Origin of the sequence: Streptomyces sp. NPDC002265 (assembly GCF_040296125.1) — a bacterium.
Classification (GTDB): Bacteria; Actinomycetota; Actinomycetes; order Streptomycetales; family Streptomycetaceae; genus Streptomyces.
This window is the reverse complement of the sequence record NZ_JBEOWS010000040.1, coordinates 1-18,637: the sequence shown is the minus strand read 5'-3', so window position 1 is coordinate 18,637 and position 18,637 is coordinate 1. Positions and strand designations below refer to the sequence as shown.

The following is an 18,637-nucleotide window of genomic DNA, read 5'->3' as shown; positions in this document are numbered from 1 at the left end:
CCCCCGCACCGGCAACGGCGCGGCCCCCGGAGACTCTCCGGGGGTCGCGCCGTTTTTACCGATGCTCTTACCGTCCAGGTATAACCTGATTTCTCGACGGTAATTCTGTGATGTGGATCACGGATGCGACGGGGCGAGACAACCACTTGCCGAAACCGCCCGTCTACCAGGTAGCCGGTCGGCTGAATCGAGGGAAAGTTCTCGTGATGAGGGGGAAACGTGTCCGTGGCGCAGCCTGATGTGAGCGTGATCATCGGGGCGTACGAGGCCATGCCCTACCTGGTCGAGTGCCTCGCCTCGGTCGAGAGGCAGAGCATCGGCCCGGCCCGCATGGAGGTCATCGCGGTCGACGACGGCTCCAACGACGGCACCGGTGAATGCCTGGAGGACTTCGCCGCCCGTGCTCCCATGCCCGTCACGGTGATCCGTCAGGAGAACTCCGGCGGCCCCAGCGGCCCGCGCAACGTCGGCCTCGGCAAGGCCACCGGACGCTACGTCTTCTTCCTCGACGCCGACGACCGGCTCGGCCCCGAGGCCCTGGAGCGCATGGTCGCCATGGCCGACGAGAACGGCACGGACGTCGTCCTCGGCAAGATCGAGGGCGTCAACCGCAACGCGCCCAAGTCGATGTTCGGCAAGACGCTCAAGCGGACCGACGTCTACTCCTCCAACATCAAGTTCACGCTCAGCGCGCAGAAGCTGTTCCGCCGCGCCCTGCTGGAACAGCACGGCATGCGCTTCGACGAGTCCCTGTGGACCGGCGAGGACGCGCTGTTCACGATGGAGGCGTATCTGCGCGCCGACGGTGTCTCCGTGGTCGCCGACCACACCTGCTACTACCTGGTGGGCCGCGACGACGGCAAGCATGTGACCAAGAGCGGAAGCTACAAGCTGCGCTTCGACTCGGCGCGGGCGCTGATGGAGCTGCTCGCGCGGATGCTGCCGCCCGGCGCGGAGCGGGACGTGCTGATGGTCCGCCCCTTCCTGGTCACCCTGCTGCCGCAGTTCGGGCCGGTCTTCCTCAGGAACGACGAGGAGACCCGGCGCACCAAGATGGAACTGGCCCGGCCCCTGATGGACGCCCACTGGAACGAGGGCGTCGCCCAGCGGCTGCGGGTCCACGAGCGGCTGCGGCTGCACCTGGTGGCCCGGCAGCGCCCGGATCTCCTCATGGACGTCCTCCGGTTCATCAAGGACAAGCAGGAGCCCGCCCCCGTCCTGAAGAAGGGCAACACCCGGCTCTACCTCGCCTACCCGCACTTCCGCTCCAGGGCGGCCGGTGTGCCCGACCGCGTCTACCTCGCCGAACCCCGCGAGGCCAAGGAGTACCCCGGCTGGCGCAAGAGTCCGGCGGAGTCGTTCCTGCGGCGGGCGGTACGCAAGGTGCGGCGCCGGATCTCCCGGCTGCGGACGGCTCCGCGAAGCGCCACGGCGGGGTGAGACGGACGGCCGGGGGCGGCCGGCGACGCGCGCGGCGCGCCACCGTCCCCTCCGTGGCTGTGCGGAGCTACTTCGACTTCAGCGCCTGCCGCAGCGGACGTCCGACCGCCCGGCGCGCACGCCGGTAGATCGAGGGCGAGGGGAGCGCCGCCTTGGCGGCGGCCTTCGCGCCGGACCGCGCCTTGGCCAGGTCCCGCTGCAACTGCGTGTTGTGGCTGTCCAGTTCGGTGATCCGCTGCTGCAGCCACCCGAACCGGCTGGTCAGGGAGGCCAGGTCGGCGTCGTTCCACGGGCGCACGCCCGCCGGGAACGCCAGCGATCGCAGCTTCTTCTCGAAGGCCGCGCCGCCGTCGCCGTGCGTGAAGGTGTTCTCCAGGCCGTTCTTGTCCAGGAACGCGGTGAAGCGGTCGAAGCGCTGCCTGTGATTGCCGGTCAGCGGGCCGAAGTCCGCCTCCTCGTACAGCTGGGCCGGGTCGAGGTCCGCGGGCGCCTCGCTCAGCAGCCGGTGCGGGATCTCGAAGTACCGGCACAGCTCCAGCGTGCGCGAGTCGAAGGCCAGCACGGTCGCGGGCGTTCCCGCCAGCAGCGCCGCGATGTTGCCGTGGATTCGCGATCCGAACGAGTAGTCGAAGCCCCGCAGATCGTCGATCCAGGTGACCGGGTCGACGTAGACCCGGGCCTTGCCCTCCCGGTACATCGGGTGGTCGGGGTGGGTCGGCATCTCGGTGATCCGGCCGGCCGGGGAGTTCACGTCCCGCCAGTGCAGCTGCTTGGCGTCGGTGAGGTTCTGGCCGATGTACATCAGGTTCGGGTACTGCTCGTGGGACCGGTCGATGATCTTCGACAGGCCGCCGCCGCGCACCGCGGTGTGCGAGCCGTTCACCGCCACCCGGGAGTCCGCGGTCAGCGCCGCCGTCCGCTTCTCGACGGGGAGCCGGTCGCCGTGCATGAACATCGACGGGCAGCCGATCACCTCGACGTCCCGGAAGCCCATGTCGTTGAGGTACTTCTCGGTGAACTCGCCGCGCACACCGATGGACGCGCTGTGGTCCAGGACCGCCGAACAGAAGGCGCGGACGCTGGGTTCCATGGCCTTCAGCCGCGCCGGGTCGTACGTCACACCGGTCTGTGCGCCGACACCGACGACGACGACCGGGATCTTCAGCTTGCTGATCAGCCGGGTCAGCCGCTGCAGCGGGAGCTCGAACGACGGCCGGAAGGCGTTGGCGAGCGGCACGACGAACACGTCGTACTCCTCGTTGATCCGCGAGGCCGCCCCGACGTCGCTCTTCATACCGTTCGAGACCACCTCGGCACCGGGGGTCTCGAGGATCTTGTGCGTGGCGTCGCTGAAGATCAGGTTGCCGGAGTTGGTGGCGATCACGTCACGGTGGAGAGCCTCTTCGACGCCGAGGACGTCGAAGGGGCTCTTGCCTGATCTCAGGAGGATGCGCTTCACGGGGTGAACTGTAGGTGGCACGGCGATCACATTAAATTTAAATAGGCTTTGATTTCCAGTCGTAACCTGTACAACTTCTTTGCCATGTGCGATCCGTAAGCGGAAGGTCACCGGACGTCCTGTCCGGGAGGTGGACCGATGCACGCCATGCGGCCCGCTTCGCGTAGATTGCCGGGCGGGACGCCAGACCTACGCGAGGGGACATCGAGCAAGGTGGCAGGGGCAAGGCAGGCCGTGGGCGAGGCCCGCAGGATCGTCGTCAAAGTGGGTTCCTCGTCGCTGACCACCGCCGCCGGCGGACTGGACGCCGACCGGGTCGACGCGCTCGTGGACGTCCTCGCCAAGAGCCGCAGCGGGGGAGAGCGGGAGATCGTCCTCGTCTCCTCCGGCGCCATCGCCGCCGGCCTCGCCCCGCTGGGCCTGCGCCGCCGCCCCAGGGACCTCGCCCGCCAGCAGGCCGCCGCGAGCGTCGGCCAGGGCCTGCTCATGGCCCGCTACACCGCCTCCCTCGCCCGTTACGGCGTTCGCGTCGGCCAAGTCCTGCTGACCGCCGACGACATGAGCCGCCGCGCACACCACCGCAACGCCTCCCGCACCCTCGACAAGCTCCTCGCCATGGGCGCCCTCCCGGTCGTCAACGAGAACGACACCGTCGCCACCGACGAGATCCGCTTCGGCGACAACGACCGCCTCGCCGCCCTCGTCGCCCACCTCGTCCACGCCGACCTGCTCGTGCTGCTGTCCGACATCGACGGCGTGTACGACGGCGACCCCGGCAGGCCCGGCACCTCGCGGATAGCGGAGGTGCGCGGCCCCGCCGACCTGGCGGGCGTCGAGATCGGCAGCGCGGGCAAGGCCGGCGTCGGCACCGGCGGCATGGTCACCAAGGTCGAGGCGGCCCGGATCGCCGCCGCCGCCGGTATCCCCGTGGTCCTCACCAGCACCGTCCACGCCGCCGAGGCCCTCGCCGGCGGGGACACCGGCACCTACTTCCACCCGGCGGGCAAGCGCTCCGCCGACCGGCTGCTGTGGCTCCAGCACGCCTCCACCCCGCAGGGCTCCCTGACCCTCGACGAGGGGGCCGTGCGCGCCGTCGTCGAGCGGCGCAAGTCGCTGCTGCCGGCCGGAATCGCCGCCGTGGAGGGCGAGTTCAGCGCCGGTGACCCCGTCGAGCTGCGCGACGGCGCAGGGCGCGCGGTGGCCCGCGGACTGGTCAACTTCGACGCCAAGGAGATCCCCCGGCTGATCGGCCGCTCCACCCACGAGCTGGCGCGCGAACTGGGCCCCGCGTACGAACGCGAGATCGTACACAGGGACGACCTGGTGATCCTGCACCCGTAAACCGGGTCGAACGGGCGCTCCCGGTGGGGGACGTTCCGTGAAACCGCCACGCGAAGCCTCCCGGCCTGCTCAACTTTGACTCAGGGAACAATCCGCAGGAGCAGTGCGCTGACGCGAAGGAGGCCGTAGTGAGACGAGTGCGCCCTGGTGCGGGAGCGTCCCGCGGCGGCGCCGAAGGCGCTCGTGCCACCCGCGGTGCCTCCTCCCGCGCCCCCGGTGAGGAGCGCGCCCTGACCAGCGTCGCGGCCGGCGACCGGTACGAGGGCGAGCGGCCCGCGGACCTGCCCCGGCTGTGGCACATCACCCTCAGCCTCTCCGGCGCCGCGTCCCCGATCACGGAGGTCCGGCGGGCCCTGGAACAGCTGGCACACGACCACCCCTTCCTGCTGACCAGCCGGTACGCACAGGACCACGCGGAGATCCGCTACTGGGAAGAGGCCCGCGACCTGCACGACGCCGCCGCCGTCGCCCTGCGGCTGTGGGGCGAGCACCGCCAGACCGCGGGCCTGCCGCCCTGGGAGATCGTCGGCCTGGAGGTCATCGACCGGGAGACCTACCACCAGCGCGTCGCCGAGGGCTACGGCCCCGCACCGGCGACCCCGGTCGGCGTGCACCCCTACTAGGTCCTGCCGCTCACGCCGTCCCACCAGGGCCTGTCGGACCGCTTGGCCCTCACCGGGTCCTGCCGGTCCGCCGGGGCTTGCCGGGACCCTTGCTCCGGCGGGCCCCATCGGCGCGCGTGCCCGCTTGCGTGGCATTCCCCGTTCGATGCCCTTCCCCGTTCAGCGCTCTTTCGGGCCTTTCGGGTGTTGTCTCGGGGTTTGGGATGAGCTCCGGACCGCCCCTCGCCGCGCACTACGCTTCCTCCATGACCACGCTCTCGCCGTACGACTCCATGTCACCGGTCACCCAGGCCGCCTACCGGGCCAAGGCCGCCGCCGCCGACCTCGCGCCGTTGCCGCGGGCCGTGAAGGACGACGCGCTGCTCGCCGTGGCGGACGCGCTGGAAGTCCGTACGGCGGAAATCGTCGAGGCCAACGCCAAGGACATCGCCAAGGCCCGCGAGGCCGGCACCAGCGAGGCGATCATCGACCGGCTCACGCTCACCCCGGAGCGGGTGCGGGCCATCGCCTCCGACGTGCGCGACGTCGTGGCCCTGCCCGACCCGGTCGGGGAGGTCGTCCGCGGCTCCACCCTGCCCAACGGCATCGACCTGCGCCAGGTCCGCGTACCGCTCGGCGTCGTCGGGATCATCTACGAGGCCCGTCCGAACGTCACCGTCGACGCCGCCGCCCTCTGCCTGAAGTCCGGCAACGCCGTGCTCCTGCGCGGCTCGGCCTCCGCCTACGAGTCGAACACCGCCCTCGTGCGCGTCCTGCGGGACGCCGTGGGCGGCGCCGGGCTGCCCGCCGACGCCGTACAGCTCGTGCCCGGCGAGAGCCGCGAGAGCGTCCGCGAGCTGATGCGCGCCCGCGGCCTGGTCGACGTCCTCATCCCGCGCGGCGGAGCCTCCCTGATCCGTACCGTCGTGGCCGAGTCCACCGTCCCGGTCATCGAGACCGGCACCGGCAACTGCCACGTCTACGTCGACGCCCACGCCGACCTGGACATGGCGGTCGACATCCTGATCAACTCCAAGGCGCAGCGCGTCAGCGTCTGCAACTCCGCCGAGACCCTCCTGGTCCACCAAGACATCGCCGCCGAGTTCCTGCCCCGCGCGCTGGACGCCCTCGCCGAGGCCGGCGTCACCGTCCACGCCGACGAACGGGTCCTGGCGTACGCCAAGGACTCCAAGGCGACCGTCGTGGAGGCCACACCGGAGGACTGGGAGACCGAGTACCTCTCGTACGACATCGCCGCCGCCGTCGTCGACTCCCTCGACCGGGCCGTCGAGCACATCCGGCTGTGGACCTCCGGGCACACCGAGGCCATCGTCACCACCTCGCAGCAGGCCGCCCGCCGCTTCACCCAGCTGGTCGACTCCACCACCGTCGCCGTGAACGCCTCGACGCGCTTCACGGACGGCGGCCAGTTCGGCTTCGGCGCGGAGATCGGCATCTCCACGCAGAAGCTGCACGCCCGCGGGCCGATGGGCCTGCCGGAGCTCACCAGCACCAAGTACATCGTCACCGGGGACGGCCACATCCGGCGCTGAGACCAGGCGCCGTGCGGTTGCAGCGGCTGCGGCGGCTGTGCGGCGGGTCGGTGGGTCCCGTTGGGACGGGAGCCACCGGTGGGGCGCATGTGACGGGTGTGCACGTCCGGCCCGGTCCCGCCGCCACGACGGAGCCGTCTCGGCCGGCGGATGAATTTCCATACCGTCTGCCCAAAATGACCCCCCAGGTCTACTCTGGATCCGTGCCGGAGGACGTGGGGGGCACGCCGTTCCCTGACGGCTGGGAGCCCGACGACGACCACGACCGCGGGGTGTCGGACGAAGAGTTCGCCTCCGTGGTCTTCGACGAGGCCTTCGTACGGGCGGCGGAGGTGCACGAGCCGACGGCCGTGGAACGCCTCCTGGCAGCCGCCCAGGCGAGAGCGGAGGCCTCCGAGGCCGAGGCCCGCCGCGCCCACGCCAGAGGTGAACGCCACGACGACGGGTACGGCCCCGAGGAACCCGGCGATCTCGGCCATGATCCGGACCTCGACGATCTGGACGACCCCGACGACCCCGATGGCCACGAACGCCGCTACAGCCCTCTGTGGGGGTACGGCAGGCAGGTCCGCTGGCATCGCCCCGTCGCCTGGATGCTCGCCCTCGTGATGGGGATCGGCATGGTCGCGCTGGCTTTCACCGCGGTCTACCGCGGCGCCTCGGCCGGCGACCGGGACCAGATGCCGCCGCCCGCCTCGACAGGCCTCGAACAGGGCAGCGCGGCGGATCCCTCCGCTTCCGCCGACCACTCCCGGCCGGCGGTCCCCGCGCTCCCGCGCACTCCGTGACACGCTCGGCGATCCTGGTGAGAACCTGTCAGAACTTGTCGTACAGCAGGGCGTTTACCGGGGCTCCCCGCGACCTACCCTGAATGTATGGGCGGACCTGGAGACCCACCTGAGGGGACACCCGAGGGCGCTCCCGGAAGTGGCGAGGAAGAGTACCGATCCGTCGTCTTCGACGAGTCGTTCGTCCGCGCTGCTCGCATCCAGGAGTACTCCGCGCAGGAGCGCATGACCGACCACATGCCCGCCGTGCGTCGGCGTCCGCCCCTGCACCGGGGGCTGTCCCGGCAGGCACTGATCCTGGTCCTGCTGATCGCCGTCGCCTTCGGCACCGCGATCTACATGGGCGTACGCAACCCCTACCAGTCGCCCGGGGCCCTCCAGCCGGCCGAGCCGCTGCGGATGACCATGATCCCGCTCTCCCCGTCGGGCAAGGTGCCCGGCACGGCCGACGCCGAGTACCTGTACGCGCACAGCCCCGCGGCGCAGTTCCGCCTGGGCGCCGAGGGCGTACCGCTGCCCGCCTCCCGGGCCACCGCGCACTTCTCCGAGAGCCAGGTCATGACCGCCCTGACCACGGCCAAGGACTACATCGTCCGCTCCGCCCTCTACCCCGAGGTGCTCACCGGACAGCAGGTCCGCCCCGTGCGCGTGCTGCTCGACCCGGACCAACTCGACCAGTTCGACCAGAGCTTCGGCCACCCGAGCGCCGACGGCCGGCACGCGCCCACCGGATGGCTGATCCGCTTCGAACCCGCCCAGGTGGAGCTCGCCGACTCCAGGATCCGGGTGCAGGGCACGCTGGCCTTCGCCGAGAGCGACGCCTCGACCCTGGAGGTCACCGCCGACCACACCTTCGTGTACGCGCTGCGGCCGGCCGGCTCCGGGGCGACGGCCGAGGCCTCCTTGTTCACCGTCCGGCGCGAGCTGCGCTTCCGGTTCGACCAGGACGACCTGCGCCTGCGTCAGGCCCAGCTCGTCGGCTCCGTCGCCCAGGCCGGCCCGCTGTCCTGCTCCGACGACTCCGCGAACCGACTGCACCCCCTGCTCTCCGGCCAGACCGCCAGGAGCGGCGGCCCGGCAGGCACCGACCCGTACGCCACGGGCGACGCGACGGCACTGTGCGGGGCCCTGGCCCCCAGCGCCCAGCCGAAGGTGTGAGCCGGCCGGACCGGGGCTCAGTCCCTGTCGTGCGGCGGGGTGTCCGCCGGGCCCTCCTGCGGGTCCGGCCCCTCCGACGACGGACGGTCCTTCGGCGGCGGCGGGCTGGTGAACCCGCCGAAGCCGCGCCGCACCCGCCCGCCGAGATCCCCCGCCCCGCCGGCGATGTCCGTGACCAGCTTCATCAGCGGGTCCTTGGAGCTCTTGACATGGCCGGCATAGCTGGCGGCCGACTCCCGGAAGGAGTCCGTGACCGAGGTGTCCTTGTCGTCGGAGCGCCGCGGGTAGTGACCGTCCATGATCCGCTGGTAGTCGCGGGACGCCGCCCACTTCTTCAGCTCGCCCGCGCGCACCGCGGCGAAGGGGTGGGTGCGGGGCAGCACATTGAGGATCTTCAGCACGGAGTCGCGCAGGTCGCCGGCCGCGTCGTACTCCTCGGCCTGCTGCAGGAACGCGTCCACGTTCATCTCGTGCAGGTGGTTGCCGCCCGCTATCTTCATCAGGCCGCGCATCGAGGCCTGGAGGTCCTGGCCCACCAGCAGACCCGCCCGGTCGGCGGACAGCTCCGACTTGCGGAACCACTCCCGCAGCGCGGTCACAATCGCCATGATCGCGAGGTTGCCCAGCGGGATCCAGGCGACCTTCAGCGCCAGGCTGGTCAGGAACAGCAGGATCGTGCGGTACACGGCGTGGCCGGACAGCGCGTGCCCCACCTCGTGACCGACGACCGCCCGCATCTCCTCCTCGTCGAGCAGTTCGACCAGGCCCGTGGTGACGACGATGATCGGCTCGTCCAGGCCGATGCACATCGCGTTCGGCTGCGGATCCTGAGTGACGTACATCGGCGGGACCTTCTCCAGGTCCAGGATGTAACAGGCATCCCGCAGCATGTCGTTGAGGTGGGTGAACTGCTGGTCCGACACCCGCACCGAGTCGGACAGGAACAGCAGTCTCAGGCTGCGCTCGGGCAGCAGCCCGCTGAGCGCCTTGAAGACCGTGTCGAAACCGCTGAGCTTGCGCAGCGCCACCAGGGCGGAACGGTCGGCCGGGTGTTCGTACGCCCGGGAGGAGATCCCCTGGAAACGCCTGCGCTGCCGGCTCGGCGCGTGCTCGTGCCCGTTGTGCGGGCGGCCGTCGTCGGACATGTCTTCCCCCATGTACGTCTGAGTGCCGTGCCGGCGGTGCGCGCCGTGCGCCGCCGCCGTGTCCGGTCGTTTCTGCCTGCCCCCCGAGGCTGAGCCCAGCCTAGGCGGAGTTACCGTGTACGGGCAGTACAGCGAAGGAGTCCAACGCCATGGAGCACACCCCCGCAGCCGCCTGGCTCACCGAGGCCGCGAGCGCGGCCGAGCAGCAAGGGACGGGCAATCTGCTCCGGATCGTCCTGATCGTGATGGTCCTGGGCTGTGTACTGACCGGGTGGTTCCTGTTGCGGGGCTACAAGCGGAAAGACGACTGACGGTCTTCGAAGGTTCCCCAACGGCGGAGTCGGCGTGATCGTCGCCGAGGCGCCCGCATACGATGGGCCGACGTCTTTATCCCGCCCTCTCCCTTTCTCGGCCCCGCCGAGCGGGGGGACCCCCATCGGATAGGTTCTGCTGAAGATGAGCTTCCACAGCGCCGCAGCCCAGCTGGTCACTCTCGCCGCCGAGGGCGAGGAGCACGGTGGCAACCACGACAGCCTCAACCCCCTGGTCACGGGTGGTGGCGCGTTCATCATCCTGCTGCTCCTGCTGTGGATCACCACCCGCTTCAACCGCGACCGCTGAATCCGGCGGAGGCCTCCCGGGGCCGCCCCGGGGAAGTCGTGGCCAAGGCCCTCGGACCGGGCCGGTAGGGTCTGCACGCATGGGAGAGCAGGACATGCCTACCGGTCCGGTGAACGGCACGGCCGACCCGGCCGACACCGGCCGCGGCACCTTCGCCGGACCGTCGCACCACGGCCCGGCGCAGCCATCGCCCGGCGGACCGGGCAACGGGCCGTCGACCCCGGGCAAGCGCCGCCTGGGCGTCATGGGCGGCACCTTCGACCCGATCCACCACGGACACCTCGTGGCCGCCAGTGAGGTCGCCGCGCAGTTCCACCTCGACGAGGTGGTGTTCGTACCGACCGGCCAGCCGTGGCAGAAGAGCCACCGCAGCGTCTCGCCGGCCGAGGACCGCTATCTGATGACGGTCATCGCGACCGCCGAGAACCCGCAGTTCTCGGTCAGCCGCATCGACATCGACCGCGGCGGCCCGACCTACACCGTCGACACCCTGCGCGACCTGCGCGCGCTCAACCCCGACGCCGACCTGTTCTTCATCACCGGCGCCGACGCCCTCGCCCAGCTCCTGACCTGGCGGGACTCCGAGGAGCTGTTCTCCCTGGCGCACTTCATCGGCGTCACCCGACCGGGCCACCAACTCACCGACCCCGGCCTTCCCGAGGGCGGAGTCTCCCTGGTCGAAGTTCCCGCGCTCGCCATCTCCTCCACAGACTGCCGTGCGAGAGTCGCCAAGGGCGACCCCGTCTGGTATCTGGTGCCGGACGGAGTCGTGCGCTACATCGACAAACGTGAGCTGTACCGCGGCGAGTGAGCCGAGAGGGGCTACCGGTGAACGACCGATACGACGCGGAATACGGTGAAGACCAGTACGAACTCGTCGGTTACGACGAGTACGGCCGGCCGATGTACCGGCAGGTCCGGACGCAGCAGGCGCCCCGGCGCCCGCAGCAGGCGTACGACCCGTACACGCAGCAGCAGGGCTACGGCTACGACCCGTACGCCACGGGCAGTCAACAGCCCGTCTCCCCGTACGACCCCTACGACACCGGGCAGCAGCCACAGGTGCCCGCCTACGACGACTACGCCTCCGGCACGCACCCCGGCGCGGGTATGCACTCCGGCTCGGGCACGCACGGCAGGCGCACGAACGGCGCGGCCGCCGCCCCGTACGACCCCTACGGGCAGACCGCCGCCAGCGGGCAGCAGCCCCGCGTCGCCGAGCGGACCGGCTACATACCGCAGCAGGCCGGCCCCGCCCCGGACCCGGAGCCGTCCGGGAACGAGGCGCCCGACGCCGACGGCCGGCCGCAACCCGATTACAGCACCGGACAGTTCGCCTTCGTGGAGGAGCCCGACGGCGACTCCGAGGACGTCATCGACTGGATGGCGTTCACCGAGAACCGCACCGAGCGCCGCGAGGAGGCCCGCCGCCGCGCCCGCAGCCGGATCGTCGCCCTGGTCGTGGTCATGGCCCTGTTCGTGGTCGGCGGCGTCGGCTACCTCTGGTACGCGGGCAAGATCCCCGGCCTCGGGAAGTCGGCGGACAAGTCCGGCACCACCACCGCCGCGGGCGCCCAGAACCGCGACGTCATCGTCGTCCACCTGCACAACACCAAGAAGGGCGGCACCTCCACGGCGCTGCTCGTCGACAACACCACCACCAAGCAGGGCACCACCGTCCTGCTGCCCAACTCCCTCGCCGTGACCGGCGACGACGGCTCCTCCACGACACTCGCCAAGTCGGTCGACGACGACGGCTCCTCCGGCACGCGTGACGCGCTGGACACGGTCCTCGGCACCGACATCGAGGGCACCTGGCGCCTGGACACCCCCTACCTGCAGAACCTCGTCGACCTGGTCGGCAACATCGAGGTCGACACCGACACCGACGTCCCCGACCCCGAGGCCGAGAAGAAGAACGCCGCCCCCCTCGTCCACAAGGGCAAGGACCAGACCCTCAGCGGCAAGATGGCCGTCGCCTACGCCACCTACAGCGCCTCCGGCGAGGCCCAGAACGCCCAGCTGGAACGCTTCGGCCAGGTCATGCAGGGCGTACTGCGCAAGGTGTCCTCCGACGCGCAGGGGGCCACGGTCACCGTGCAGACGCTGGCGCAGATCCTCGACCCGTCGCTGACCGACAAGGACCTCGGCGCCTTCCTCGCCAAGCTCGCCGACCTCGCCAAGGGCGGCGACTACAAGACGGCGCTGCTGCCCGTCCAGTCCGACGGCACCCTGAGCGCCCAGACCAGCAGCAGCGTGGTCAAGGACGTGCTCGGCGGTGCCGCGAAGAGCCCCGACCAGGGTTCGGCGATCCGCGTCTCGGTCCAGAACGCCACCGGCACCAAGGACAACACCGAGAAGGCCCGCGTCGCGCTCCTCAACGGCGGCTTCACCTTCCTGGACGGCGGCACCGCGGACGGCTCCGAGGCCACCTCAGAGGTCACCTACGCCGACGCCGCCGACAAGGACAACGCCACCGAGGTCGCCAAGACGCTGGGGCTGCCCACCAGCGCCGTGACCAAGGGCAAGGTCTCCGCGAACGCGGCCGTCGTGGTGATCCTGGGCCAGGACTACAAGCCCCCGGCCCTCTAGCCCGCGACCCCCCGCCCCACGTGATCCGGACGAGTGATCCGTTCGTCACGTGGGGCGCCGTCGGTTGTCCGTGAGACCCTTGGTGACACATGACCGCCGACGGAAAGCCTTGTAGTGACCGCCACTGACCGTTCCATCGAGCTCATCAACACCGCCGCCCAGGCGGCGGCCGACAAGCTCGCGCACGACATCATCGCCTACGACGTCAGCGATGTGCTGTCGATCACGGACGCCTTCCTGCTGGCCTCCGCACCCAACGACCGCCAGGTCAAGTCCATCGTCGACGAGATCGAGGAACGGCTCAACAAGGAGCTCGGCGCCAAGCCGGTGCGCCGCGAGGGCGACCGCGAGGCCCGTTGGGTGCTGCTCGACTACGTCGACATCGTCGTCCACGTCCAGCACAGCGAGGAGCGGGTCTTCTACGCCCTGGAGCGGCTGTGGAAGGACTGCCCCGAGCTGACGCTGCCCGCGGACGCCCAGGCGACCCGCGGCAAGGCCGAGGAGCACGCCAAGCTGCGCGCGGCCGAGGAGGAGGCCGACGGGGACGGTGAGTGGCGATGACCACCCCGGGTGCCCGGGCCGGATCCGCGGCCGACCGTGAGCCCGGCCGCGGGCGCCGGATCATCCTCTGGCGGCACGGCCAGACCTCCTGGAACGTGGAGCGCCGCTTCCAGGGCAGCACGGACGTCGAGCTCACCGAGACCGGCGTGGCCCAGGCCCGCCGCGCCGCCCGGCTGCTGGCGTCCCTGCAACCCGACGCGATCGTCGCCTCCGATCTTCGGCGGGCCGCCGACACGGCCGGCGAGCTCGCCGCGCTCACCGGCCTCTCGGTCGCCCACGACGAGGCCCTGCGCGAGACCTACGCGGGCGTCTGGCAGGGGCTGACGCACGAGGAGATCCTCGCCCTGCACGGCGAGGAGTACGCCGCCTGGAAGCGCGGTGAGCCGGTCCGCCGCGGCGGCGGCGAGCTGGAGACCGAGGTCGCCGACCGGGCCGCCCCGGTCGTCCTCGACCACGCCGAGAAGCTCCCCGACGACGGCACCCTCGTCGTGGTCAGCCACGGCGGCACGATCCGCACCACGATCGGACGCCTCCTCGGCCTGGAGCCACGGCACTGGGAGAGCCTCGGTGGCCTCTCCAACTGCTGCTGGTCCGTCCTCGGTGAGGGCGCCCGCGGCTGGCGCCTGCTCGAGCACAACGCCGGCACCCTCCCGGAGCCCGTGCTCGGCGACGACGACTGACCGCCGTCCCGGGGCCGCGCAGCGGGGCCCGGTACCCGGATTTCACTTTCCGGCAGGTCACAGGCTAGAGTTCTTCTTGTTCGCACCGCAGAGCGGAACGAAACACCAGGCGGTTTCGCCCGGTGAAGCAAGGGGCTATAGCTCAGTTGGTAGAGCGCCTGCATGGCATGCAGGAGGTCAGGAGTTCAATTCTCCTTAGCTCCACAGAACGACACTCTGTCGAGTTGTCAAAGATCGGTTGGATCAGGATCCCGTCCCCTCAGGGGGCGGGATTTTCTGTCTGCCACTGCCCGGTCTGCCACTGCCGGATGATCTCCGCGACCCCCTCGTCCGACGGCCACAGCCGCTGTTTGGTCTCCCTCAGCAGCCCGAGCCTGCCTCGCGCCTCCTCGCTCTCCGGTGTGTAGACGACGATCCGGCACTCCGGCATCCCGTCGATCGACAGCGACTGCGAGGTCATCCGCAGCTCGCCGACCGCCAGATGCCGGAACGTCTTCACCCGCGGTCCCGGCGGTATGACCTCACCGCTCGCCCACACCTCGGCGAAGTGCGGGCTGGCCGCCGACAGTCTTCGGATGAAGTTCTCCCAGGCCGGCTCGCCGACGTGCCGTCCGTACGAGGAGCGCAGTGTCGCCACCATCAGGGGCAGCTCACGCTCCCGGTGCACCACCGGGCAGTCCTCCTCCGACACCGTGAACAGCGTCCACAGCACGTTCGGCACCCCGATCCGCACGGTCTCCGGGATCAGGAACAGGTCGCGGTAGGCCGGGTTGGTGGCCAGGACGTCGTAGCGCGAGTTGTAGACCGCCGCGGGCAGCGGGTCGAGGGCGTCGATGACGCCATGGATCTCCGGGGCGACGGTCTGCGTCAGACACCCCGGGTCGGGCTCGAAGGGGACCTCCGCCAGGCGGTAGAGATGCTCCCGCTCCGGCGGGTCCAGCCGCAGCGTGCGGGCCACGGCGTCCAGGACCTGCGCGGAGGCGTTGATCGGCCGCCCCTGCTCCAGCCACGTGTACCAGGTGACCCCGACACCCGAGATCTGGGCCACCTCCTCGCGCCGCAGCCCCGGTGTACGGCGCCGCAGCCCCGGGGGCATGCCCACGTCGGCCGGTGTCACCCTGGCGCGCCGGTTGCGCAGGAAGGCCGCCAGCTCAGGCCGGCGCCGCTGTGTCGTCCTCATCACCACGTCCCCCCGTCGTCCTGCCGTCCGTCGTCCCACCGCCCGCCGCCGCGAAGTCCATCGTCACCGCCCGGCGAGGTCCCTGCCAGGTGCTGGCAGTACCAGCATCAGCGGGCACTGCACACCCGTACCGAAGCCTCGTCACGCTCGACGGCATGACGACAACACCTCGCACGGAGCCGGATTCCGCGCCCGTACCGCGACCTGGATCCAGTAAAGCCCCCGGCACTGACAACCGGTCCCGGCGGCTGCTCGCGGTCGTGCTCGCGGCCCAGTTCATGGCACTGCTCGACGTCTTCATCGTGAACGTGGCGGCCCCCACCATCGGTTCCGACCTGCACGCCTCCGGCGCCGACCTGCAACTGGTGATCGCCGGATACGCCATCACGTACTCCGTGCTGCTGATCACCGGAGCCCGCCTCGGCGACCGGCTCGGTCACGGCCGGGTCCACCTGGCCGGGCTCGCGCTCTTCACCGCCGCCTCGCTCGCCTGCGGGCTGGCCCAGGGCGTGACCGGGCTGATCGCCTTCCGGCTGGTGCAGGGCGCCGGTTCTGCGGTGATGATCCCGCAGGTGCTCAGCCTGATCCAGCGTTCCTTCACCGGAGAGGCCCGGATGCGGGCCCTCGGCGCGTACGCGGCGGTCGTCGCCGTCGGCGCGGCGGCCGGACAGGTGATCGGCGGTGTCCTGGTCAGCGCCGATCTGTTCGGCACCGGCTGGCGGCCCGTGTTCCTCGTCAACGTGCCGGTCGGCGCCGTGCTCCTGGCCGTCGGCCGGCACGCACTGCCCCGGGGCGGCGCGGCCGAGCGGACGCGCCGGTTCGACCTGACCGGGCTGGTGCTGCTGGGCGGGGCCGTCTCGCTCCTGACGGTGCCGCTGGTGCTCGGGCAGGAGGAGGACTGGCCGCTGTGGTCCTGGCTGTCGCTGGCCGCCGCGGCGGGCCTGTTCGCGCTGTTCTGCCGCTTCGAGGCGCGGCTCGCCCGGCGCGGCGGCGCCCCGCTGATCGCCCCGCGGGTCCTGCGCCACCCCGGCATGGGCCTGGCCGTCTTCCGGATCGCGGCCGTCATGGCCGTCAACGGCGGCTTCCTGTTCGCGCTCACCCTGCACGTCCAGGGCGGCCTCGGCTACAGCGCGCTGCACGCCGGTCTCACCTTCGCGCCGACCGCCGTCGTCTTCGGACTGGTCGGCCTGACCTGGCGGTCCTGGCCCGCCTCCTGGCAGCGGATGCTGACCCCGGCCGGATTCGCGCTCACCGCGGTGTCCATCGTGGCGGTCGGCCTGGTGTTCGAGGGCGGCGGCGAGGGCGGCCCCTGGCTGTACGCGGCCTACGCGGGGACCGGGACCGGTGTCGCGCTGGGCTTCAGCCCGACGCTCACCCGGGCGCTGGCCGACGTGCGCCCCGAGGACGCGGCGGACGCCAGCGGACTGCTCGCCACGGTCACCCAGCTCGGCCAGCTGATCGGCGTCGCGGTCTTCGGCACACTGTTCCTGGACCGCCTTGAGTCACTTGGGGTCCCCGGGGCGTATACCTCTGCGGAAGCGCTTGTGGCGTGCATGTTCGCGCTTGCCGCGGTGGCCGTGACGGGCGCCGTGTCCGGACTGGTACTAAGGCGTCGCTGACCGTATCGGCCCGGCCGTGGCAGAATCAAACGGCCGGAAGGGGGCGCGGCCCGACTGGGAGGGAGTGGTGATGCCTGCGAGCATCCTCGAAGAGGTTCGTGACCTCTTCGACGCAGTACTGACACGGGATACGATCATCCGGCTCAGCTGCCCTTCCTGTGGTTCCGTGGACGTCGCGCAGGTGCTGGGCGACAACGGCGGGATTTCCTATGTGTGCACGGCCTGCGGCCACAGCTGGAGCTGAGCGATGGGTGCACACAGGCGAAAGTGCGACTGGTGCGGCAGCGGGACGCCGATCGTGCGCGACATGGAGCCGCTCAATCCCGACTACCAGTACTGGTGCGAGGAATGCGCGCGGGCGCTGATCATAAAAGGCGACCCCATCGAGACGTACCGCGAACTCGACGGCGAACCGATCTACGGCCGGCTCCTCGAGGAGCACTGCACACTCAAACGGTTCTATTCGTTCGTCACGGCTTGATCACGGCCGGGGCCTCGTAGCGAGATCCCGGCGAGGACGAGGAAGAGCAGGCCCGCCCCCGAATAGAGGGCCGACAGTGCCAACTCGACACCCTGCTGGTGCAGTTCGGGCCGCCCGTGGCCGTGCGGCACCCACCACAGTGCGTACGAGCCGAAGACGAGCAGCGTTCCCAGGGCCGCAGCCCGGTGTCCGTGCGTCACCAGGAGCAGGATCAGTGGCACACACCACACCCAGTGGTGCGACCACGACACGGGGCTGACGAGCAGCGCCGTCATCGCGCAGACGATCACCGCCCAGGCCCGCAGCCCGCGCAGCTCCGCCGCGACCGCCATCGCGAGCCCTCCCAGGGCCACCACGGCCGCCGTGGCGACCCAGAGACTCCCCGGCTCCGGCGTGTGCAGGAAACGGGCCAGGAGGCCCCGCAGGGCCTGATTCGCGGTCTCCTCCGCGTGACCGACCCGGCCGGCACGGAACATCGTGTCCGTCCAGAACCGCCGGGAGTCCCGCGGCAGGACCGCGGCCGTCAGCAGGGTGGCGCAGGCGAACGCGGCCACCGCCCCGCGCGCGTGCCGCAGCCGGTGGCCCGCACGACCGTGTCCGATCCGGGCCGTGACACCCGCGGCGAGCAGGAACACCACGAACAGCGCGGGCGTCAGCTTCACCGCCGTCGCCAGCCCGATGCCCAGACCGGCCCAGCGGTGCCCGGGGCGCCGCGTCAGGTCCCACAGCACCAGGACGGCGACCAGCAGGTTCACCTGCCCGTAGCGCAGCGTCGTCCACACCGGCTCGCACCACACGGCCACCGCGGCGGCCCACCAGACGGTCTCCACGCGCGTGTGGCCCACGAGCCGCAGCGACAGCCTGACGAACGCCACCAGGAGGACGAGGTTCCCGGCCGTCGCCAGGACGCGCAGGCTCGCGGTGCCCGGAAGGGTCAGCGGAGTGAACAGCACGGCCGCGAAGGGCGGGTACGTGGTGGGCAGGTGCTCCGCCGTCGCGCGCAGCGCGTACAGGTCGCCTCCGGTGCGCACCGTCGCGCCCTCGGCCCGGTAGACCATCAGGTCGATCATCGAGACGTGGGCGGCCCGCTGGGCGATCCAGAAGACGGTGAAGGAGAACAGGCAGGCCCCCAGGGCCATCGGCGTGCGGCGGTGGCCTGCGGAGAGCGTGAGCGCGGTCACAACGGACGACACTATCCCGAGCGAATCCGTACAGAACGGAATCGATTTGGTGGTGCACCCCGGTGACCGTGTAATGTTGGCGTCGCCGCCGGGGAAACCGGGCGACACGGTCAGGATGCGGGTCCACCGCATGACCACGAGGGGCTATAGCTCAGTTGGTAGAGCGCCTGCATGGCATGCAGGAGGTCAGGAGTTCAATTCTCCTTAGCTCCACAGAAGTAGAAGGCGGATCACTC

Annotated in this window: 19 protein-coding genes and 2 tRNA genes; 17 read left to right on the top strand and 4 right to left on the bottom strand. The window is 70.9% G+C overall.

The window, feature by feature from the left end; genetic code table 11:
• Nucleotides 1-219 precede the first annotated feature (219 nt).
• Entirely contained in the window at nucleotides 220-1,440 is a 1,221-nt protein-coding gene (locus ABT085_RS10310; protein ID WP_351604300.1) for a glycosyltransferase family 2 protein, read from the top strand.
• Between the two features lie 67 nt (nucleotides 1,441-1,507).
• On the opposite strand, the gene ABT085_RS10305 is transcribed toward ABT085_RS10310, so the two are convergent.
• Nucleotides 1,508-2,899, bottom strand: coding sequence for a polysaccharide pyruvyl transferase family protein (locus tag ABT085_RS10305; RefSeq protein WP_351604298.1), 1,392 nt, complete (start codon nucleotides 2,897-2,899; stop codon nucleotides 1,508-1,510).
• A gap of 234 nt (nucleotides 2,900-3,133) precedes the next feature.
• On the opposite strand from ABT085_RS10305, the gene proB reads away from it, so the two are divergent.
• The 5 genes from proB to ABT085_RS10280 all read left to right on the top strand — a co-directional run bounded on the left by proB (nucleotide 3,134) and on the right by ABT085_RS10280 (nucleotide 8,341).
• Nucleotides 3,134-4,240 carry a glutamate 5-kinase gene (proB, locus tag ABT085_RS10300; protein WP_351604329.1) on the top strand — a complete coding sequence of 369 codons (1,107 nt, stop codon included), beginning with the start codon at nucleotides 3,134-3,136 and terminating at the stop codon, nucleotides 4,238-4,240.
• Nucleotides 4,241-4,377: 137 nt separating this feature from the next.
• On the top strand, nucleotides 4,378-4,863 hold the full coding sequence (locus tag ABT085_RS10295) for a DUF8830 family protein (RefSeq protein WP_385531008.1): 486 nt from the start codon (nucleotides 4,378-4,380) through the stop codon (nucleotides 4,861-4,863).
• 245 nt (nucleotides 4,864-5,108) lie between these two features.
• Entirely contained in the window at nucleotides 5,109-6,395 is a 1,287-nt protein-coding gene (locus ABT085_RS10290; protein WP_351604294.1) for a glutamate-5-semialdehyde dehydrogenase, read from the top strand.
• Nucleotides 6,396-6,598: 203 nt separating this feature from the next.
• The gene (locus tag ABT085_RS10285) at nucleotides 6,599-7,183 is read left to right on the top strand and encodes an SCO2584 family spore wall biosynthesis protein (RefSeq protein WP_502982705.1); all 585 of its coding nucleotides are present in this window, start codon (nucleotides 6,599-6,601) and stop codon (nucleotides 7,181-7,183) included.
• Nucleotides 7,184-7,270: 87 nt separating this feature from the next.
• Nucleotides 7,271-8,341: an SCO2583 family membrane protein gene (locus ABT085_RS10280; RefSeq protein ID WP_351604290.1), complete on the top strand. Its 1,071-nt coding sequence runs from the start codon at nucleotides 7,271-7,273 to the stop codon at nucleotides 8,339-8,341.
• A gap of 17 nt (nucleotides 8,342-8,358) precedes the next feature.
• Here the strand turns inward: ABT085_RS10280 and ABT085_RS10275 are convergent, their stop codons facing one another.
• Nucleotides 8,359-9,486: a M48 family metallopeptidase gene (locus tag ABT085_RS10275; protein ID WP_351604288.1), complete on the bottom strand. Its 1,128-nt coding sequence runs from the start codon at nucleotides 9,484-9,486 to the stop codon at nucleotides 8,359-8,361.
• 149 nt (nucleotides 9,487-9,635) lie between these two features.
• On the opposite strand from ABT085_RS10275, the gene ABT085_RS10270 reads away from it, so the two are divergent.
• The 7 genes from ABT085_RS10270 (at nucleotide 9,636) to ABT085_RS10240 (ending at nucleotide 14,144) form a co-directional block, all read left to right on the top strand.
• The gene (locus ABT085_RS10270; protein ID WP_351604286.1) at nucleotides 9,636-9,797 is read left to right on the top strand and encodes a hypothetical protein; all 162 of its coding nucleotides are present in this window, start codon (nucleotides 9,636-9,638) and stop codon (nucleotides 9,795-9,797) included.
• Nucleotides 9,798-9,942: 145 nt separating this feature from the next.
• Nucleotides 9,943-10,107, top strand: a complete 165-nt coding sequence (locus ABT085_RS10265; RefSeq protein WP_202919654.1) for a hypothetical protein — start codon at nucleotides 9,943-9,945, stop codon at nucleotides 10,105-10,107.
• 79 nt (nucleotides 10,108-10,186) lie between these two features.
• Nucleotides 10,187-10,918: a nicotinate-nucleotide adenylyltransferase gene (gene nadD, locus ABT085_RS10260; protein ID WP_351604284.1), complete on the top strand. Its 732-nt coding sequence runs from the start codon at nucleotides 10,187-10,189 to the stop codon at nucleotides 10,916-10,918.
• A 17-nt stretch (nucleotides 10,919-10,935) separates the two neighbouring features.
• Nucleotides 10,936-12,699, top strand: a complete 1,764-nt coding sequence (locus ABT085_RS10255) for a LytR C-terminal domain-containing protein (RefSeq protein ID WP_351604282.1) — start codon at nucleotides 10,936-10,938, stop codon at nucleotides 12,697-12,699.
• A gap of 114 nt (nucleotides 12,700-12,813) precedes the next feature.
• Nucleotides 12,814-13,260 (top strand): ribosome silencing factor, encoded by a 447-nt coding sequence (gene rsfS, locus ABT085_RS10250; protein WP_351604280.1) that lies wholly within the window; start codon nucleotides 12,814-12,816, stop codon nucleotides 13,258-13,260.
• Complete coding sequence (locus ABT085_RS10245; RefSeq protein ID WP_351604278.1) at nucleotides 13,257-13,940, top strand: histidine phosphatase family protein; 684 nt, start codon at nucleotides 13,257-13,259, stop codon at nucleotides 13,938-13,940. Before rsfS ends, ABT085_RS10245 begins: the two co-directional genes overlap by 4 nt.
• Before the next feature lie 131 nt (nucleotides 13,941-14,071).
• Nucleotides 14,072-14,144: transfer RNA gene (locus tag ABT085_RS10240), tRNA-Ala, on the top strand.
• A 55-nt stretch (nucleotides 14,145-14,199) separates the two neighbouring features.
• Here ABT085_RS10240 and ABT085_RS10235 read toward each other — a convergent pair.
• The gene (locus ABT085_RS10235) at nucleotides 14,200-15,120 is read right to left on the bottom strand and encodes a helix-turn-helix transcriptional regulator (RefSeq protein WP_351604276.1); all 921 of its coding nucleotides are present in this window, start codon (nucleotides 15,118-15,120) and stop codon (nucleotides 14,200-14,202) included.
• 260 nt (nucleotides 15,121-15,380) lie between these two features.
• Between ABT085_RS10235 and ABT085_RS10230 the strand changes: the two genes are divergently transcribed.
• The 3 genes from ABT085_RS10230 to ABT085_RS10220 all read left to right on the top strand — a co-directional run bounded on the left by ABT085_RS10230 (nucleotide 15,381) and on the right by ABT085_RS10220 (nucleotide 17,220).
• A complete protein-coding gene (locus ABT085_RS10230; RefSeq protein ID WP_351604327.1) occupies nucleotides 15,381-16,739 on the top strand; it encodes an MFS transporter in 1,359 nt (452 codons plus the stop codon).
• 70 nt (nucleotides 16,740-16,809) lie between these two features.
• A complete protein-coding gene (locus ABT085_RS10225) occupies nucleotides 16,810-16,983 on the top strand; it encodes a hypothetical protein (RefSeq protein WP_351604274.1) in 174 nt (57 codons plus the stop codon).
• Nucleotides 16,984-16,986: 3 nt separating this feature from the next.
• On the top strand, nucleotides 16,987-17,220 hold the full coding sequence (locus ABT085_RS10220) for a DEAD/DEAH box helicase family protein (protein WP_351604272.1): 234 nt from the start codon (nucleotides 16,987-16,989) through the stop codon (nucleotides 17,218-17,220).
• Here the strand turns inward: ABT085_RS10220 and ABT085_RS10215 are convergent.
• The gene (locus tag ABT085_RS10215) at nucleotides 17,199-18,401 is read right to left on the bottom strand and encodes a glycosyltransferase 87 family protein (protein WP_351604270.1); all 1,203 of its coding nucleotides are present in this window, start codon (nucleotides 18,399-18,401) and stop codon (nucleotides 17,199-17,201) included. The two genes, ABT085_RS10220 and ABT085_RS10215, sit on opposite strands and share 22 nt — an antisense overlap.
• Before the next feature lie 140 nt (nucleotides 18,402-18,541).
• Here ABT085_RS10215 and ABT085_RS10210 point away from each other — a divergent pair.
• Nucleotides 18,542-18,614: transfer RNA gene (locus ABT085_RS10210), tRNA-Ala, on the top strand.
• Nucleotides 18,615-18,637: the final 23 nt, after the last annotated feature.

What these genes read in the sequence shown, in the direction of transcription:
- ABT085_RS10290 (WP_351604294.1), top strand. Translation starts at nt 5,109, where the DNA reads ATGACCACGCTCTCGCCGTACGACTCCATGTCACCGGTCACCCAGGCC.
- ABT085_RS10280 (WP_351604290.1), top strand. Translation starts at nt 7,271, where the DNA reads ATGGGCGGACCTGGAGACCCACCTGAGGGGACACCCGAGGGCGCTCCC.
- ABT085_RS10275 (WP_351604288.1), bottom strand. Translation starts at nt 9,486, where the DNA reads ATGTCCGACGACGGCCGCCCGCACAACGGGCACGAGCACGCGCCGAGC.
- ABT085_RS10270 (WP_351604286.1), top strand. Translation starts at nt 9,636, where the DNA reads ATGGAGCACACCCCCGCAGCCGCCTGGCTCACCGAGGCCGCGAGCGCG.
- ABT085_RS10265 (WP_202919654.1), top strand. Translation starts at nt 9,943, where the DNA reads ATGAGCTTCCACAGCGCCGCAGCCCAGCTGGTCACTCTCGCCGCCGAG.
- nadD (WP_351604284.1), top strand. Translation starts at nt 10,187, where the DNA reads ATGGGAGAGCAGGACATGCCTACCGGTCCGGTGAACGGCACGGCCGAC.
- ABT085_RS10245 (WP_351604278.1), top strand. Translation starts at nt 13,257, where the DNA reads ATGACCACCCCGGGTGCCCGGGCCGGATCCGCGGCCGACCGTGAGCCC.
- ABT085_RS10235 (WP_351604276.1), bottom strand. Translation starts at nt 15,120, where the DNA reads ATGAGGACGACACAGCGGCGCCGGCCTGAGCTGGCGGCCTTCCTGCGC.
- ABT085_RS10225 (WP_351604274.1), top strand. Translation starts at nt 16,810, where the DNA reads ATGCCTGCGAGCATCCTCGAAGAGGTTCGTGACCTCTTCGACGCAGTA.
- ABT085_RS10220 (WP_351604272.1), top strand. Translation starts at nt 16,987, where the DNA reads ATGGGTGCACACAGGCGAAAGTGCGACTGGTGCGGCAGCGGGACGCCG.